The following is a 17,020-nucleotide window of genomic DNA, read 5'->3' as shown; positions in this document are numbered from 1 at the left end:
ATTAATGTAAATTTTTGATTTAATGCACACAACAAAACGAGATACACATCTCACTGCTCTTTAAAAATCTACACATCACAAGTTAATCAAATATAGCCTTATTGATTAAGTAGTCTGTGATTGCGACACAATTTGGTTAAGTGGAATTGAGTTACTTGATTATGACTCCCACGTGCTAGCGACATAAATCAAGATTCATTTTAAAGCGCATTTAAACAAGTGAGTGTGCTTTCAAATGAGAGAGAAAGGAGCAAACGATATGAAAGTATCAAAAATGCTAAAACAGGCTAAACGTCTTAAAGAAAGACAAAAGCAATTATGCAGTAAAAAGCAATCTAATCGCATTAATGCGGCTTTGATTGATGTTCCAGTTAAAGCCAAGAAATTAACGGATATTGCGAATTATAACTGCAATAGAGGGCAATTAGGCATTAATACAGTAAGAGCTGTACAGAAACGTAGATTGGGGTGTAGAGAATTAATCAGATAAAAGGATATAAATATGAAAGTAGTAATTACTGTTATTGAAGCTGAAGAAAATAAAAACAAACTACCCAAAGAAGTTAAAGAACAAATTTGGGAAACCATCTTACATCACGCAAAATGCGATAGAGGTGATGTTTTAAATTTTGCAGAAGAACTTAAGAAAGCGTTTATTTTGATAAATTCTTAAATTTTTCTACGGTGTCACTATCAAAATCATCGAGCTTTTCTTGAAATTCAGATGATAGTGCGGCAATAAACTCACCGATGGCTTTTGCGTTACTTTTATGAAAGTTTAACCCAGCTTTATCATAATGAGCCTTTGCAAATTCATAAGCTAAAAAGTCAGCTGTTGATTTCTTCATAACTTAATCCTTATTTTGTGTTGTGGTATTTAAAAATATACAGCTAGCACAAAATAAAATCAATTCCTTATGTGTTGTGGTGACAAGTAAGGGCGAGTTTTGTGGTTCTCGTTAAAAAACCGCATTGACACCCACCGCTCTTTCGGATTAAGATAACCGCACTATCAAATCCTAGTCGGTTACGACACTCCGAATTAAAAGTGGTTTTTTTATGCCTAAATTTTAGGTATTGCCAAGTTATGACGGGGCGAGAGAGCCGAATACAATACCCTCGTGGAAATAAGCTCCGCCGACTAGGATCGGTAGTTGAACCCTGTCACCTACTAAGTGATCAAATGGAAAATATAAAGCATAATAATATATCAATCTTATACTAATTATATAGGAGTAATCTATGGATGACTGGCGTTTAAATCAGCAAATGCAAGATGATGAAGATAATAGAAGAAGATGCATTTTATGGGAAGCAGCTAATCAGATCTCAGAAAATGGAATTAATGAAGAGAGTGCTATTCGGGAGGCTGAAAAGTTACAAGATGAACGAGATGACGCTTTTCATAATAATGAGATTATAGATAATGGAGATACATTTTTATATCATGACCCTAAATTAGCTGGTGTAACAGCCTCTAATCATCAACAAGCAATTGCAATATATCATAAATTATGTGACAAAGAATCACTTGCCCCTAATCCTAATCCTTATCCTTTCACTTAATCTTTTATTTGACAACCACCACCCTTTTATTTTACTATCTGCCTCAAGGTGTCAGAACCTTTTTCTAACAGGCGGTAGTAAGCAGATCGCCAAAAGCGATCTTTTTTTATGCCGATATCTCGCAACGTCGAGAGGGCGACTAATACAATACCTTCGGGGAATACGTCCACCCTTACCTGTTAGGAGGGTTCTGAACCTCTCGGCACCATTTGTCAGAAAATGGTAATTTTCAGAAAATCTAACAGGAGCAGTCAAAATGACTACAAAAACTCAACTCTCAACATTCCTTTTTGAAACTCATATCATCCGCACTTTATCTATTAACAATGAACCTTGGTTTGTTGTAGCTGATCTTTGCAAAGCACTTGAGCTATCAAGCCCAACTAAAGCTATTTTGAATTTAGATGAAGACGAGGTAGCCCTGAATTCAATTCAGGGCATAAGTAAAGGTAATGATAAAGTAAATTTAGTTTCCGAAAGTGGAATGTACACTTTAATTTTACGTTGCCGTGATGCAGTGAAAAAAGGATCAACTCCACACCGTTTCAGAAAATGGGTGACAGCAGAAGTCCTACCCCAAATCAGAAAAACGGGTAAATATGAAGTTCAACCACAACAACTTGCCTTACCTGAACCTGATTTAAACCTCACAGCCATTCAAAACAGCGAAGAAACGCTCGCTTTAATTATCCAGTTGTATAGCTACTGTTTCCAAGCACACGAAATGCAGGAGAAGTTACAGAATACAAATATTGCCAAGTTAATGGAAAGCCAAATTGGCGGACAGTATCTCTATAATTTCAAACATCCTTTAGAACAGGTTATGGCGAAAGCGAAGAAATACGTTCACTCTAACACCGAACGCTTAGCACTCGTTAAAGCCGTAAACAACCTACTCAATTAAAACTCACTGAAAACTGACCGCACTTTATCGTGTGGCGGTTTTCTGCACCCAAAATTCAGCAAATTGAACAAAAAGGAAACGATTATGAAACACATCAATCTATGGAACCTGCTAGCAGTATTCATTCTCGCGTTTATTTTAGGTGTTAGCTGTCATCCAGCCAACGCATCAGAAATCGACTGGGAAGCGCAAGCAAAAGCAGAATGGATTATTGAACACGGAGACAATCAAGTCACACTCACAGAAGAAGCTGAGCAGTACTTAATGAAACAAACGATGATTATTCAGGAATTTTATGATTCTCGAAGAAAAGATTCTAAAAATTAAGGTGTAATTATGAGAAACAGACGTTTTTTGCCTGCTTGGCAGTGCGACAGCGATCAAGATTATTACGCACAGTTTGAGCAAAAGGGAGAAACAGAAGGCGATCCTGATGATTGCGATGATGATCGGTTTATAGAACAGAATATTAAATATCACAACGGCGACAGAGGTTAATTATGACCGAGAAAGTTAATAGAAAGAAAACAGATCGCATTTATGCAATGAAAAGAAAGAAAAAATTGAGACAGCTTAAAAAGTGGATCTTTAACGGTGAAATTGACACTAACTCAATTTATCGAATCTTACAAAAATACAACACAACATTTCCATTCTAAGAGGTTTAACTATGAAGGTTTATATTGATATTGAAACTATCCCAACACAAAACAAAGATTTCCAAGAATATGTATGCGATAGCTTAAAACCACCTGCCAACTATAAAAATCAAGAAACGATTGATAAATGGCTAGCTGAAAATAAAGATGAGGCAGTAAATAAAACATCATTAGATGGTGCTTTTGGCGAGATTATTGTGATTGGTGTTGCGATTGACGAACAAGAACCAGTGCTTTTCTATCTCGAGGATTGGCAAGCAAAACATCGAGAAATTGACATCTTGCAACGCTTTAATGACTACTTACGAGAGCATGCAAGTAAATCTATGACAGCTCCTATTTTCATTGGTCATAACATTGTTAATTTTGATTACCGTTTTATCTTCCAACGCTCAGTAATCAATGGTGTGAAGCCTTATTACACTCAAACCAAAATAAACACTTTTGACACAATGACAGAATGGGCTGGATATAAAGGCACTGTATCACTAGATAAGTTATGCAAAGTACTTGGCATAGAGCAAAAAGGTGATATTGATGGATCGAAAGTTTGGGACTTTGTACAAGCAGGCAAGATTAATGAAGTCGCAGAATATTGCGCAAAAGATGTTGAGCGCGTGCGACAAGTATATAAACGAATGACATTTCAAGATTGAACCATAAGCTGCTAATCAAGCAGCTTATTATTGGAGAATAAAATGAGCATTTATCACAAGTTAGCGCAAGCTAGAGTTAAATTGCAAGATAAAGGTTTGGAAAAAACAGGTAAGAACAGTTTTATAAAAGTAAAAGTTTATAAAACAGGAAAAGATGGCAAAACCTTCACTTCTGATGAACCAATGCCCTATTTTGAATTAGGCGATTTTTTGCCAGAAGTTAACAAAATTTTTGAAGAATTAAAAATGTGTAGCGTAGTTAGTTTCACAGATAAATTGGCAACTCTCACTATTTTTGATTCAGAAAGTGATGGGAAAATTGAATTTACTTCGCCAATGCCTACTGTTCCTATTTTAACAAAAGATGGTTCGCCTATAGCGTCAAACAATCTAATGCAATCAATAGGGGCATTACAAACATATCAAAGACGTTATTTATATATGGCTGCCTTGGAGATTGTGGAATGTGATGCAATAGATTCTCAAGATTTCAAGAAGACTGAAGATACCCCAAAGCAAAAATCGCAAGGCAACTCAAAGCCACCAATCCAGCAGAATATGAGTTCTGGTCAAACTAAAAAGCCTTTTAATGAGATGGTTAATGAGAGATTAAACCAATGCAAATCAAAAGAAGAATTGACTAGTCTTTATGATCAGTTCATCAAATGGGTTGAAGATAAACATCCAGATAAAATAGATGAGTTTAATGTTATGTATAACGACAAAGTATTGAGCTTTATGTAAGGAGTAAATAATGGCTGGAGTCAATAAAGTAATTATAGTCGGAAATTTGGGAAACGATCCTGATATCCGCACAATGCCAAATGGCGACCTTGTGGCTAATATCAGTGTAGCTACAAGCGAGGCTTGGAATGATAAACAAACTGGCGAACGTCGGGAAGTAACCGAATGGCACCGCATCGTATTCTATCGCCGCCAAGCAGAAATTTGCGGGCAGTATCTCAAGAAAGGTTCTAAAGTGTATGTAGAAGGGCGCTTAAGAACCCGTAAATGGCAAGACCAAAACGGGCAAGACCGCTACACCACAGAGATTCAAGGCGACGTATTACAAATGCTAGACAGTCGCCAAGATTCACAAGCACAAGCTAACGCACAAGCTAACGCACAAGCACTGCAAAACAATGCTTATGCGAATGCGAAAAGTGGAAAGCCTGTACCGCCACAAGCAGATAACTTTGAAGAGGATAATATCCCGTTCTGAGTTATTGATTATTGTTATTATCAACTTCTTCCTTTGATTCATCAGGAATCATTTTAGGTAAAGTGAACGTATATTTCAAGAAAAGCTGAGTAAATAATCTTAATTCTTCTAATTCTTCAAGTGTAAAATCATTATAAGTATGAGATGCCTCGGCGCTTAATAAGCGAATATGTAGTGCGAAATTTTTTAAATCTTTCGTCAATTTCCCATCATTAAAAAGTTTTTCAATGCGTTTATTTAATTTAGCTCGATTATCGTTCTCGGCTAATTCGCATAATGCTCTTTCCAGCGTTGTGCGATAAGCATTACCAGTCGCTTTCACAAAATGCGGCTTTGCTTTAATTTGAAGATATAAATCTTCTGCTGTTTTAAGCTCCTCAACAACGCTATCTGGCAATTTATCGGGAATATCAGCTTGTCTTTGATGGTTAGGATAAAACTCCACCAATCCCGAATAAGCCTTAGATAAATTATAGTAATTTTTACTCATCAATTTATTTCTAAAAGCGTCAATTTTGGGGGTTGCATAGTTAGAATAATCACTAATTTTTATGTCAGCAATAACACTACCATCACAGCTGTTACAAGTTGCTAATATAGAAAATAACGACATATTTGAATATTTTTGATTTTCGTAGTGAGTTTTAACCTCAAATCCACTTCTTTCAATCCCACAATGTGGGCAACAATGTCCAAAGGTAATCATAATGAATCTCCAAGACCATATTTATTTAATTGATAAGTTTCTAGAGGGGCAAAGCCCTGAAATCACTCTATACACTTATTTTAAAAATCAAGATGCTGAAACACAACATAATTTTGTTGTTGCATTGATAGGTAAGGTAGTTAGCACACAAAAACTTTACCAACACGAATTGAAGAAGTAATTTGACAACCGCCAAACTTCGGATTAAGATAACCGTACTACAAGCCGTTTTGAACGGCTTTTTTTATAGGAGAAAACAATGTCATCAAAAGATACAAAACCTGTAAAAATAGAGCTAAAAGGCGATGCAGGAAAGCGAGTAGCATTAGCTGCTGCAAAGCGTGTGATTAAAGCGCATAACAAAGAAATTAAGGCGTTAGCATATAAATGATCACCGTTGAATTAGTCCTAGCTATTCATCAAACAATCTTAGAAAATGAACCAGGTCTAAAAGGTGTTGCAGATATTGGTAGGCTAGATAGTGCTTTAGCACGCATTGATAATTGGATGTTATACGAAAATACAGACAATATCTTTGATATAGCCTCACTTTATGCAGTAGCAATAGCTAAAGCTCATGCTTTTCCTGATGGCAATAAACGTACTGCGATGGTTACGATGCTTACTTATTTAGATTTACAAGGCATTGAAATCCCACCTAATCATGGCTTAGATGATACTATGGTTGATGTAGCAAGTGGAAAACTGAATTTTCTGCAGTTATCTCAACATCTACAACAACTCATCGAAAAATAACTTTACAACCCCTACCCTTTTATTTTACCATCTGCCTCAAGCCGTTCAATAACGGCTTTTTTTGTGTCTAAAATTTGAGGTGGGTTATGGTTGCTGAAACACATTACACAATAGATAAAAATATGAAACTACTAATCGAAATTGATAATAGCGAGCCATTGCAGCTATCAGTTTTTTGTCAAAGTATGGAAGGTATTGCCGCAGAATATCGCCAATTTATACAAGACAACAAAATTGATATTGAACCCTGTGAACAGCATATCTATGTAGAAAAAATCACACAAGGCTGCTTCCTTATTGAGCTTGCAGCACTAGTATCAAGCACATATTCACTTATTGAGCAAGCAAATGCAATTCTTGAATTTGGAGGGCACTTGAAAAATATTTTAGATTGGGCAATGAATAGAGGCGAAAAGCCTGAACGCCTTACTGCGAATATGTTGAAAAATGCCAATAACATTTTAGAGCCTATCGCAATCGATCCTAAAGCACAATTCAATTTACAAGTTTCTAATAATCAAGGCGATGTACATATACATCTACACGCAGACAATGCACTTGCAGGATTGGCACAAAACAATATTAACCGAGAATTAAAACTACTCAAAGAGCGAGAAGAAAACACTTTACAAAACACGACACTATACTGGTCATCCACCGCAGATGCTCAAAGCAAAGCACACGATAGAGCTATTATTCCTGCAGTATCACAAAAGCCTGTACGAGTAAAATTTGAAGACAAGACACTCAAAGAAAAAATGATATTAAATGAAGAATACCCGTACCATAAAATTTTCTTAGTTGATGTTTTAGTTGAATATATTGATGAAGAGCCTGTTATCTACAAAATATTAAAGTTAAACAACTCAATGAATAAAATCTAAATTGACAACCACCGCTCTCTCGGATTAAGATAACCGCACTATAAGCCGTTTTGAACGGCTTTTTTTATGTTGATTATTTAGAGGTAGAAAATGGTAAATGATGTAATTGTTGTGCAAGATGCAGAAATACGAGTAATCGAGCAAAATGGCGAGGATTACATCAATCTTACCGATATGCTCAAAGCAAAAGATGGCGAATTTTTTTATTAGCGATTGGTTAAGAAACCGTAATACACTTGAATATATCGGTATTTGGGAAGAAATCAACAACCCAAATTTTAATTATGGCGAATTCGCCACAATTAAGTGGTTTTTATAAGGAAGATGTACCCTAAATGATTTTAAAGAATGGGGCGGTTGAATGCGTTCAACTAAAAACACAACACCTACTTTATTTATTGCGGTGGTTCATCACTAGGGAATAAAGTTGAAATTGTCGTCAAATAAGGGAATTTAAATGAAAAAATTATTATTGACCGGATTAGCTTGTATAGTGTTGATAGGGTGTTCATCTACATTAATGATCCCTTCTTATTTTCCTAAGAACTATACGAATTTTTCGGGTAAAGTCATATTAGGGGATTTTTTATATGAACCATTTATGATAGGTAAAGTAAAGAGTAATCAAATACAAAATACTACTATTGGAGAAATACTTCTTTCATCGGATGTTTCAAATATTGTAAAAATTGGAACAGAGTTAGAATTGAAAAAAACGGGAATTACATTTGACAGCTCAAATTTGAAATTAATTGGCATTGTTAAAGAATTTAAATTAGACGATTTAGGTGTAGGAGTTGATTTTACTTATATAATTAACTATAAATTAATTGATGTTAAGACATCAAATATCTTATTGAATAAAGAATATTTAGGTGACAGAATGAGAGGAACAAACGCCGTTCCAATAGATCTACCTAATGCGGTAAATGATATGATTGCAACGGGATATAATAAATTCATTACTGATCCTGACGTGAGAAAAATCTTAGAGAAAAAATAATAAGCAATTGAAACCCTATTGACAACCAATGGGGTTTTATTTACTATCCGCCTCAAGGTGTCAGAACCTTTTTCTAACAGGCGGTAGTAAGCAGATCGCCAAAAGCGATCTTTTTTTATGCCGATATCTCGCAACGTCGAGAGGGCGACTAATACAATACCTTCGGGGAATACGTCCACCCTTACCTGTTAGGAGGGTTCTGAACCTCTCGGCACCATTTGTCAGAAAATGGTAATTTTCAGAAAATCTAACAGGAGCAGTCAAAATGACTACAAAAACTCAACTCTCAACATTCCTTTTTGAAACTCATATCATCCGCACTTTATCTATTAACAATGAACCTTGGTTTGTTGTAGCTGATCTTTGCAAAGCACTTGAGCTATCAAGCCCAACTAAAGCTATTTTGAATTTAGATGAAGACGAGGTAGCCCTGAATTCAATTCAGGGCATAAGTAAAGGTAATGATAAAGTAAATTTAGTTTCCGAAAGTGGAATGTACACTTTAATTTTACGTTGCCGTGATGCAGTGAAAAAAGGATCAACTCCACACCGTTTCAGAAAATGGGTGACAGCAGAAGTCCTACCCCAAATCAGAAAAACGGGTAAATATGAAGTTCAACCACAACAACTTGCCTTACCTGAACCAAAACCACGTGGAATTTTACTCGATGAAGAAGCATTTTATGTTGTCGCAAAAGCAATAGCTAAATTAAATGAATCTACATTTGAGTGGGAAAAAATGATGGATTTGTTTTCAGAACTTGAAAGCCACAGAAACTATAAAACAGCATTTAATCTCGGTGTTGCTAGTTACAATCTTGCACAAAGTTCAGAGAAAATCATCATGAAAAATCTAGTGCAGATGAGAAATAAAGTATGGAAAAAAGAGATTGAGGATTTCATCTTCTCCAACCCACATCTACAAAATCATACAGAAAATAAACTAGTTCACTACTTACGTTAAAACTCCCCATAAACCGACCGCACTTTTGTGCGGTTTTTTATTGCTTAACAGATTGAAAATTAAGGATTAGAAAATGAAGGCATTTGACTTAGAAAAAGCGCTAGCTGGCGAGCCAGTGGTGCTACGTAATGGTTATAAAGCATTTATTGCAAAATCTATACCGACTGAGCATGTAAAAAAAGAAGGTGAATTAATTGGCTATTTGGTTGAAGACTCAAAATTTCACAGCTGCGCAACATGGACAAAAGATGGTAAATACAATCCATGTTTTAGCTCACACATCTACGACATAATCGGAATGTGGGAAGATCCACGACCGACAGTAACGCTTACTTTGCCTTGTCCGCTTAAAGAGTTAGAAGAAGGTCAGAAGTTTTGGCGTATCACAATGAATTCAGATCCATTAGGTATAGCTTGGGCGAAGGTAGATGTTGGTATGAGTGTTTTTGATAAGGAAAATGTTTATCATTTAGCACTATTAGATGCTGGTCTAGCATTTAAAAGCGAAGAAGACGCTCAAGCTTGGTTTGATGCTATGAAAAATGCACGGAGATAAGTTAAGAAGTATGATTTTAACAAATCATTGTATTAAGCCGTCTAGCACGGCTTTTTTATTTATAGGAGGATTTATGGAAATTAATATCTACAATGATTTCCTTTCTGTCCAAGAAATAGAATTTCTTACAGGAAGAAAACAGAAATCACTGATTATTGAGCAATTAAACATAATGGGGATTCCATTTAAACAAAATGCAAATGGCTACCCCATTGTTCGTCGCGACTATAACGAAACTAAAAGTAAAAAGCAAAGAGTTGCATCTATATCATGCAATCATGAATCTGACTGGTATCCAAATGTATTGAAAATATAAGGAGAGCATATGGGCAGACCAAGAAAAAAAGAAAATCAAGGGTTGCCACAAAATCTAATTTGCCGCTCAAGAAAAAGAGTTAGCGGTAAGGTGGTTGACTATTACTATTATGTTTTGGCAGATGGAAAAGAAAAATCATTAGGATTGGACAAAAATCTAGCAATTCTTGAGGCTGCAAAATTAAACTGTAATAGAGCTATTTCAATAGAAACAGTGAGTTTTATTCAGATGGCCCAAAAATATCTTGCTGAAATAGTGCCCAACAAAGCTCAACAGACACAATATGCAGATAAGAGCGCAATAAAATACTTATCTCTATTTTTTGGTGACCCACCAGTAGAATTAAACAAGATTCAACCAAAACATATAAAAATGTATTTAGACTGGCGTAAATCCGTTCCAGCAAAAGCGAATAAGGAAATTGGTACATTTAATCACATTTGGAACATTGCTAGAGAATTTGGATACACCTCTTTATCTAGTCCTACTCTTGGAATTAAAAAGTTCAAAATGTCTGCAAGAGATGTTTATGTTGAAGATCATATCTATAAAATTTTTTACGATCTAGCGAATCAAGATATGAAAGACTTAATGGATATTGCATATTTAACTGGTCAAAGACCTGTTGATATCGTTGGTATGACCGTACATCAAATACATGATGGCATATTACATATTAATCAGAAAAAAACAAAAAAACGATTACGCTTCAAAATGACAGGTCAATTAGCAACTATCATTGAACGTAGAATCAAAAACACTTCACAAGTATTCTTATTTCAAAATAAGCGGAAGCAAAAACTTTCTCGTCAAACATTAACAAATTGGTTTAGTGATTTAAGAGAACTAGCATTGGCTCAGTATCCGAGCTTAGAAAGTGAAATAAAAGAAGTCCAATTTAGAGATCTACGAGCTAAAAGTGCGACAGATATATTCTTGTTACAAGATACAGAGACAGCGAAAATACAGCTAGGTCATACAGACCAAAAAACAACAAAACGTTACATCAGAAAAGACAAAATTATATTGCCGTTAAACTGTTAGTTTTGGAACACTTTCCCGTATTTCGGAACGTAACTTTTTAAAATAAACTGCAAGCAATTGATTTATAAGGTTAAAAAAGAAGGCTTTTCAGTTTAACTGTTATCGTCAATAACAAATTCAAACCAATCAATCACATCTTTTTCATGAATTCCTTGTCTTATCAAAATCTGTGCTTTTTGGACAGAATTAGGATCACCTGAGAGTAATGGATGCCAATCAAATAAGGGTTTATTTTCATTTAATAATCGATAGGCACAAGTTTTAGGAAGCCAATGAAAATCAGGGAGGTTTTTTTTAGTTAATTTTGTGCAATCTGGCTCGTGTTTGAAACGTTCTGGATAATTCATACATTTACCTGTCTCTAAATCTAATAGATTACAAGCAATGCGAGTGTAATATAATTTTTTACGCTTACCTCGACCTTCGATAAACTTACGATAACAGCATTTACCACAACCATCACAGAGTAATTCCCACTCTATTTCAGTCATTTCAAGTAATGTTTTATGTTTCCAAAATTCAGGTTCAATTGGTCTATCAATTGACATCGTCTAATTTACTCAATAAGCCACAAAAAGTAAGTGCGGTATTCTACCGCACTTATTTTCTAGATCAATGACTTTCAATCAAGCAAATGTTAACTTACTCTTTTTGCTTTAAAAAGCACATAAAGTTCCCAAAATACAATTAGTATTGACAAAATTAAGTACAACATAGAACTAAAAGTCAGGTTTTTAACTGACCAATAATAATGAATCGCACCCAAAAGTAATGCGTAGTAGCCTAATTTATGTAAATAAAACCACCACTTTCCCATTTTATTCTTAAGGTAAGATAACGAACTTACTGACATGAGAGTCAAGATCAAGAAAGAAAAGCCGCCAACAATTAAATAACCACGGCTAATTAATTCTTGTAAAAATAAATGAACATCATTACCCAGTTCTAAAGAAAAATAAGCATAAATATGTAAAATAACATAAAACCATGCCCATAATCCTAAAGCGCGGCGCAATACTTGCAATTGAGGCTGCTTTAGCAAACGGAATACAATACCTAACACAAAAAGCAGCAATAAAATAGTCATCGCAGTAAAACCTAAGAAATGTTGCATTTCTTTAACAGGATCAGCGCCTAATTGTGATTCATTCCCTGTAAATAAAATAATATGTAACCAAATAAAAGGAATCGCACAAGATAAATGAATCACAATTCTGAGTAATTTAAGCATTAAAAATTCTTCCTTAAATCAAGATCTTTATACAAATGAGCAACTTGCTCTTCATAACCATTAAACATCAATGTAGGTTGACGCTTCACATTAAATAATCCACCTGAGCCAATCACACGCTCACTTGCTTGTGACCAGCGAGGGTGATCAACATTTGGATTCACATTAGCATAAAAGCCATATTCTTGTGGCGCTGCATGATTCCATGTTGTTCTTGGCTGTTTGGAAGTAAGTGTAATTTTGACAATAGATTTAATATTTTTAAATCCATATTTCCATGGCACGACTAAACGAATAGGCGCACCATTTTGCGGCGCTAATGTTTTTCCATAAAGCCCTACTGATAATAAAGTAAGCGGATTCATAGCTTCTTCTATTGTTAAACCTTCTACATAAGGATAAATTAACCCTCCACCGAAAAAGCTATTTTTTTGTCCTGGCATAGTTTCAGGATCATATAAAGTCTCAAACTCAACATATTTCGCATTACTAGTTGGTTGTACTAAAGCAAGCAATTTATTTAGCTCAAAACCAACCCATGGAATAACCATTGACCAAGCCTCAACACAACGGAAACGATAAATACGCTCTTCCAAAGGCAATTTATGCATTAGTTGATGTACATCAAACGTCATTGGCTTTTCAACCTCACCTTCGATACGTAAGGTCCAAGGCTCTGTCTTCATCGCTGAAGCATATTTTGCTGGAGATTCTTTTGGCACACCAAATTCATAAAAATTGTTATATCCCATCACTTTATTTTCTGGTGTTAATGCCAAAGATTGTGGGTTATCATCTTTTGTAAATGCTAGAGCTTTGCGTAAATCCTCTTCAGCAGCAGAAGCCATATTCGGTAATAATGAAGCGGCTCCCATTATCCCCATTGCTTGAATAATTTTTCTACGTTGAAAAAAAATGTGTTCAGGCGTTACATCATTTTCAGTAAATTTTAGCATTATATGTCTCCAATAAATAATATAAAAGAATAGTTTTCATTTGTATTTGCATTTAAAGTTAGATTGTATTCATTTAGACGAAAAGTTTTACAATTTCTTACAAACAATTTGTATTAAATAGCAAGAAAGGCAAAAAGTGCGGTCAATTTTCCATAAGCTTTAGCTATTTATGGTATGATTAGCAACTATGTTGATGATATATAGGAAGCTTTTGAATGCCTGAGATAATAAAACTTGAACCTGATGCAGCAATTGATATCGCTTATGATATTTTCCTTGAAATGGCACCAGAAAATCTCGATCCTGCAGATATTATGTTATTTAATCTCCAATTTGAAGAACGTGGTGCAGTGGAATTCGTTGAAACTGCAGAAGATTGGGAAATGGAAATTGGTGTACTTATTGATCCAGATGCCTATGCGGAGGTTTGGATTGGTTTAGTCAATGAACAAGATGAAATGGATGATGTTTTTGCTAAATTTTTAATTTCTCATCGTGAAGAAAATCGAGAATTTCATGTTATTTGGAAAAAATGATAAAAAGTAAAAATGAAGAGGAGCTAAATGCTCCTCTACTTTTTTCATGATACTTTTTTAAAAACTTTTACATTACTGAAACCCTGTTCTTGTAAATATAACGCTTGTAGTTTACTCATCACGCCACGTTCACAATATAGTACATAGTTTTTAGTTTGATCTAACTGCGCAAATTGAGAAGAAAGTTTATAAAATGGTAATAATAAAACATTAGCTAACTGTAACGGATTTTCATCTACTTCTTCTGGACTACGAATATCTAAAATAATATCCTGCGCCTCCAACACAGAAACAGTATTGACCTCTACTACTTCTTTTTCAGTTTGCTCTGCAATTTGACGAATATCCAAATATTGTGCATGTTGTACTGCATCTTCTAATACTGCAAAATCAAAGTGGCTTTCTTCTTCTTCAATTTTTGCTTTAATTGCTTTGACTGTCGGATTTTTTGAAATGACACCACAAAACTCAGGCATTGATTTAGCTATATCATCTGTCCCAATCTCTTTCGCTAAGGCAATAATTTGCTCTTTATCATGTGTAATCAATGGTCGCAATACTAACACATTTGCTGCCTCATCAATTAAACGCAAATTAGTTAGTGTTTGGCTTGAAACTTGCCCTAATGCCTCACCTGTTACAATAGCTTGGATACCAAAACGCTCTGCTACTTTACTCGCTGCACGTACCATCATACGTTTTAGTACAACCCCCATTTGACCGTTATCAACTTTTTCAAGAATTTCACCAACAACAGTTTCAAAATTAATTGCCACAAAACGAACTTTATGTGAGCCACTATAACGTTGCCAAATATGATATGCCATTTGCTTTACACCAATTTCATGTGCCGCGCCACCTAAGTTGAAGAAGCAATAATGTACACGACTGCCACGTCGAATCAACATATAGCTTGATACACCAGAATCAAACCCGCCAGAAATCAGTGATAACACATCTTCTTGTGTGCCAATTGGATAACCTCCAATTCCCTCATGACGTGCTTTAATCAACATCATTTTGTCATTTTCAATATCGATTCGCACAGTCACATCAGGTTTACTTAATTGCACTTTAGCACTTTCAATATGTTGGTTTAGGCCACCACCTACATAACGTTCAACATCTAATGAACTAAACTCATGTTTACCTTTGCGTTTAACTCGAACACAAAAGGTTTTATTCTCCAGACTATCCCCAACATCTTGTAAAGTTTGCTCAAAAATATCATGCAGAGTTAAAAAAGGTTTCTCATCAACTTCTAAGAAATGATGAATACCTGGAATACGGCTTAATAATTCAATTAAGTGCGGTCGGTTTTCTGCATTTTTTGAGCGCACTTCAATGTAGTCCCAATGTCTCACTACCGCGACACTATTATCATATTTATTTAATATATTACGAATATTCCCTGTTAAAATTTTAGCAAAACGCTTACGCACAGATTCACTTTTAATCATGATCTCAGGGAAAAGTTTAATGATAAATTTCATAGTATTTTTATCCACATAAAGTTATAAGCGGTGCATTCTAGCAGATCAAGTCAGGAATAAAAATCTTTCCATCCATGAAATTAAATACTATCGATATAAAAAATATTATATATCGATATGTTATAAATAATGCCCGATAATTCAGCAACTCTATCTCAAATCTCAATTTTTTAGCTCATTCTTGATTTCAATCAAAAAGAAAGACTAAGAAATACCTAAAATAAGTTAACTACTTATAAGTATTTAATTAGATTTATATTATTTTGTTATATATAAAATTGTATAACTTTATTGGAGTGACTTATGTCAAAAGCAAAAAAACGTGCTTTACTTACGGCTATTACGTTTATGGCAATTGGCGCTGGAGCCTTATTTGGAACACAGTATGTGATGCACAAAACAAGCTCTCCTGAGTTTTGTGTGAGTTGTCATTCTATGAGCTTTCCACAAGAAGAATGGGAAGCTAGTGTACATTTCTCAAACCAAAAAGGAATTAGAGCTAATTGTGCAGATTGTCACGTACCTTCTAGTGGCTTGCATTATGTCAAAGCAAAAGTATTTGCATTAAAAGATGTATGGTATGAGGTAACGGGTAAAATACCTGATCGAGAAACTTATGAAAAACACCGTTATGAAATGGCCAAAAAAGTTTGGGATGATATGAAAGCTACAAACTCAGAAACCTGTCATAGTTGTCACAGTCTAGAAGCAATGGAAATTTCAGCACAATCTAAATCAGCGCAAACTATGCATGAGTTAGCCAAATCAGATGGACAAACTTGTATTGATTGCCATAAAGGTATCGCTCATTTTCTCCCAGAAATTCCAGAAGAAACCGAAACAGCCTCTACTAACCAAACAGAATCCACATTAACTCACGACAATAATCAGCCACTTTATGTGCAATCTATTTCAACAGCACAAACAGAAAATACAGGTGAAGTTCGTTTAATGCCTTACGCGACATTAACTGATTGGAAAAATGATGGACAAAAAGTGACAGCTAAACTACAAGGATGGCAGCAAACTGGTGCTGAATCAATTGTTTATATGGCGCTTGGTAAACGAATTATTCTGGCTTTATTAGAAGAAGAGGCAAAACAACAAGTTGCAGTTTTAAAAACAGTGCAAGATGACATCACTGAATCAGAGTGGAAAGAAGTAGAACTTAGCATCACTATTCCACAAGATAAATTAACTGCAAATCTGACCGCACTTAATCAAATAGGTAATAAACTAAATCAGACCCATTGTAGTGGTTGTCATGCGGTGATTGAGGCAGATCACTTTACAGCAAATCAATGGATTGGTGTCGTTAATTCAATGAAAGATCGTACTGCATTAACGGCTGAAGAAGTAAGAGCACTCACAATTTACTTACAACGTAATAGTAAAGATATGCTTGGCGCTTCACATTAAATATTTATTCCTGACTCCGAGCTTGTGATCCTAAGTCGAAAGATATGGTAGCAAGCCAGCAATAAGTTCGCTTATGCCATGGATAATTGAGAAATTAATTGTCCACTCATATTTAGAAAGGTGTCAAAACATTAACTAATAAAAGTAAG

General features: G+C 35.0%; 26 protein-coding genes and 1 riboswitch. Of the genes, 20 read left to right on the top strand and 6 right to left on the bottom strand.

The genetic code is table 11. From position 1 onward, the window contains the following. The first annotated feature begins 259 nt into the window (after positions 1–259). Positions 260–490 carry a hypothetical protein gene (locus K7G93_RS02820; protein WP_228400433.1) on the top strand — a complete coding sequence of 77 codons (231 nt, stop codon included), beginning with the start codon at positions 260–262 and terminating at the stop codon, positions 488–490. Between the two features lie 12 nt (positions 491–502). Then, entirely contained in the window at positions 503–673 is a 171-nt protein-coding gene (locus K7G93_RS02815) for a hypothetical protein (protein ID WP_014391460.1), read from the top strand. On the opposite strand, the gene K7G93_RS02810 is transcribed toward K7G93_RS02815, so the two are convergent. Beyond that, complete coding sequence (locus K7G93_RS02810; protein ID WP_014391459.1) at positions 654–848, bottom strand: hypothetical protein; 195 nt, start codon at positions 846–848, stop codon at positions 654–656. The two genes, K7G93_RS02815 and K7G93_RS02810, sit on opposite strands and share 20 nt — an antisense overlap. Before the next feature lie 394 nt (positions 849–1,242). Between K7G93_RS02810 and K7G93_RS02805 the strand changes: the two genes are divergently transcribed. The 7 genes from K7G93_RS02805 (at position 1,243) to ssb (ending at position 5,007) form a co-directional block, all read left to right on the top strand. Continuing rightward, on the top strand, positions 1,243–1,566 hold the full coding sequence (locus K7G93_RS02805; RefSeq protein WP_228400432.1) for a hypothetical protein: 324 nt from the start codon (positions 1,243–1,245) through the stop codon (positions 1,564–1,566). 256 nt (positions 1,567–1,822) lie between these two features. Beyond that, a complete protein-coding gene (locus K7G93_RS02800) occupies positions 1,823–2,470 on the top strand; it encodes a BRO-N domain-containing protein (protein WP_228400431.1) in 648 nt (215 codons plus the stop codon). Between the two features lie 84 nt (positions 2,471–2,554). Next, on the top strand, positions 2,555–2,797 hold the full coding sequence (locus K7G93_RS02795; protein ID WP_228400430.1) for a hypothetical protein: 243 nt from the start codon (positions 2,555–2,557) through the stop codon (positions 2,795–2,797). A 9-nt stretch (positions 2,798–2,806) separates the two neighbouring features. Next, complete coding sequence (locus K7G93_RS02790; RefSeq protein WP_228400429.1) at positions 2,807–2,968, top strand: hypothetical protein; 162 nt, start codon at positions 2,807–2,809, stop codon at positions 2,966–2,968. A gap of 172 nt (positions 2,969–3,140) precedes the next feature. After that, positions 3,141–3,785, top strand: coding sequence for a ribonuclease H-like domain-containing protein (locus K7G93_RS02785; protein WP_228400428.1), 645 nt, complete (start codon positions 3,141–3,143; stop codon positions 3,783–3,785). A 42-nt stretch (positions 3,786–3,827) separates the two neighbouring features. Continuing rightward, complete coding sequence (locus K7G93_RS02780; RefSeq protein WP_228400427.1) at positions 3,828–4,529, top strand: ERF family protein; 702 nt, start codon at positions 3,828–3,830, stop codon at positions 4,527–4,529. A 10-nt stretch (positions 4,530–4,539) separates the two neighbouring features. Further along, positions 4,540–5,007, top strand: coding sequence for a single-stranded DNA-binding protein (ssb, locus tag K7G93_RS02775; protein ID WP_228400426.1), 468 nt, complete (start codon positions 4,540–4,542; stop codon positions 5,005–5,007). Position 5,008: 1 nt separating this feature from the next. Here ssb and K7G93_RS02770 read toward each other — a convergent pair whose 3' ends face one another. Next, complete coding sequence (locus K7G93_RS02770) at positions 5,009–5,713, bottom strand: DUF4145 domain-containing protein (RefSeq protein ID WP_228400425.1); 705 nt, start codon at positions 5,711–5,713, stop codon at positions 5,009–5,011. A 1-nt stretch (position 5,714) separates the two neighbouring features. On the opposite strand from K7G93_RS02770, the gene K7G93_RS02765 reads away from it, so the two are divergent. From K7G93_RS02765 to K7G93_RS02725, 9 genes are all read left to right on the top strand, one after another. Then, a complete protein-coding gene (locus K7G93_RS02765; protein WP_226690763.1) occupies positions 5,715–5,894 on the top strand; it encodes a hypothetical protein in 180 nt (59 codons plus the stop codon). A gap of 78 nt (positions 5,895–5,972) precedes the next feature. Beyond that, the gene (locus K7G93_RS10455; RefSeq protein ID WP_256857794.1) at positions 5,973–6,104 is read left to right on the top strand and encodes a hypothetical protein; all 132 of its coding nucleotides are present in this window, start codon (positions 5,973–5,975) and stop codon (positions 6,102–6,104) included. Next, entirely contained in the window at positions 6,101–6,469 is a 369-nt protein-coding gene (locus K7G93_RS02760; protein ID WP_115173414.1) for a type II toxin-antitoxin system death-on-curing family toxin, read from the top strand. The genes K7G93_RS10455 and K7G93_RS02760 overlap by 4 nt, the downstream gene beginning before the upstream one ends. Before the next feature lie 86 nt (positions 6,470–6,555). Then, positions 6,556–7,353, top strand: a complete 798-nt coding sequence (locus K7G93_RS02755; protein WP_099821951.1) for a hypothetical protein — start codon at positions 6,556–6,558, stop codon at positions 7,351–7,353. A gap of 457 nt (positions 7,354–7,810) precedes the next feature. After that, positions 7,811–8,356, top strand: coding sequence for a hypothetical protein (locus K7G93_RS02745; RefSeq protein ID WP_016533491.1), 546 nt, complete (start codon positions 7,811–7,813; stop codon positions 8,354–8,356). Positions 8,357–8,621: 265 nt separating this feature from the next. Continuing rightward, the gene (locus K7G93_RS02740; protein WP_226690764.1) at positions 8,622–9,320 is read left to right on the top strand and encodes a BRO-N domain-containing protein; all 699 of its coding nucleotides are present in this window, start codon (positions 8,622–8,624) and stop codon (positions 9,318–9,320) included. A gap of 73 nt (positions 9,321–9,393) precedes the next feature. Next, a complete protein-coding gene (locus tag K7G93_RS02735; RefSeq protein ID WP_226690765.1) occupies positions 9,394–9,876 on the top strand; it encodes an HP1-YO09 family phage-derived protein in 483 nt (160 codons plus the stop codon). A gap of 73 nt (positions 9,877–9,949) precedes the next feature. Continuing rightward, on the top strand, positions 9,950–10,192 hold the full coding sequence (locus tag K7G93_RS02730; RefSeq protein WP_224743393.1) for a DUF4224 domain-containing protein: 243 nt from the start codon (positions 9,950–9,952) through the stop codon (positions 10,190–10,192). A gap of 9 nt (positions 10,193–10,201) precedes the next feature. Further along, positions 10,202–11,236, top strand: a complete 1,035-nt coding sequence (locus K7G93_RS02725) for a tyrosine-type recombinase/integrase (RefSeq protein WP_228400424.1) — start codon at positions 10,202–10,204, stop codon at positions 11,234–11,236. Positions 11,237–11,328: 92 nt separating this feature from the next. On the opposite strand, the gene K7G93_RS02720 is transcribed toward K7G93_RS02725, so the two are convergent. From K7G93_RS02720 to msrP, 3 genes are all read right to left on the bottom strand, one after another. Then, positions 11,329–11,784, bottom strand: a complete 456-nt coding sequence (locus K7G93_RS02720) for a YcgN family cysteine cluster protein (RefSeq protein ID WP_115322781.1) — start codon at positions 11,782–11,784, stop codon at positions 11,329–11,331. Positions 11,785–11,873: 89 nt separating this feature from the next. Beyond that, positions 11,874–12,467, bottom strand: a complete 594-nt coding sequence (gene msrQ / locus K7G93_RS02715) for a protein-methionine-sulfoxide reductase heme-binding subunit MsrQ (protein WP_049214495.1) — start codon at positions 12,465–12,467, stop codon at positions 11,874–11,876. Beyond that, positions 12,467–13,423: a protein-methionine-sulfoxide reductase catalytic subunit MsrP gene (gene msrP / locus K7G93_RS02710; RefSeq protein ID WP_226690767.1), complete on the bottom strand. Its 957-nt coding sequence runs from the start codon at positions 13,421–13,423 to the stop codon at positions 12,467–12,469. Before msrP ends, msrQ begins: the two co-directional genes overlap by 1 nt. A gap of 215 nt (positions 13,424–13,638) precedes the next feature. On the opposite strand from msrP, the gene K7G93_RS02705 reads away from it, so the two are divergent. Next, positions 13,639–13,959: an HI1450 family dsDNA-mimic protein gene (locus K7G93_RS02705; protein WP_049214497.1), complete on the top strand. Its 321-nt coding sequence runs from the start codon at positions 13,639–13,641 to the stop codon at positions 13,957–13,959. 44 nt (positions 13,960–14,003) lie between these two features. Here K7G93_RS02705 and thiI read toward each other — a convergent pair whose 3' ends face one another. Continuing rightward, a complete protein-coding gene (thiI, locus tag K7G93_RS02700; protein WP_049214498.1) occupies positions 14,004–15,452 on the bottom strand; it encodes a tRNA uracil 4-sulfurtransferase ThiI in 1,449 nt (482 codons plus the stop codon). Positions 15,453–15,755: 303 nt separating this feature from the next. Between thiI and K7G93_RS02695 the strand changes: the two genes are divergently transcribed. After that, positions 15,756–16,871: a NapC/NirT family cytochrome c gene (locus K7G93_RS02695; protein WP_226690769.1), complete on the top strand. Its 1,116-nt coding sequence runs from the start codon at positions 15,756–15,758 to the stop codon at positions 16,869–16,871. Between the two features lie 2 nt (positions 16,872–16,873). After that, a riboswitch (molybdenum cofactor riboswitch) is annotated at positions 16,874–17,010 on the top strand. The last annotated feature ends 10 nt before the right edge of the window (positions 17,011–17,020 follow it).

It is taken from the genome of Pasteurella canis, assembly GCF_020810675.1.
GTDB classification, from domain to species: domain Bacteria; phylum Pseudomonadota; class Gammaproteobacteria; order Enterobacterales; family Pasteurellaceae; genus Pasteurella; species Pasteurella canis.
This window is presented reverse-complemented; position numbering and strand designations above follow the sequence as displayed.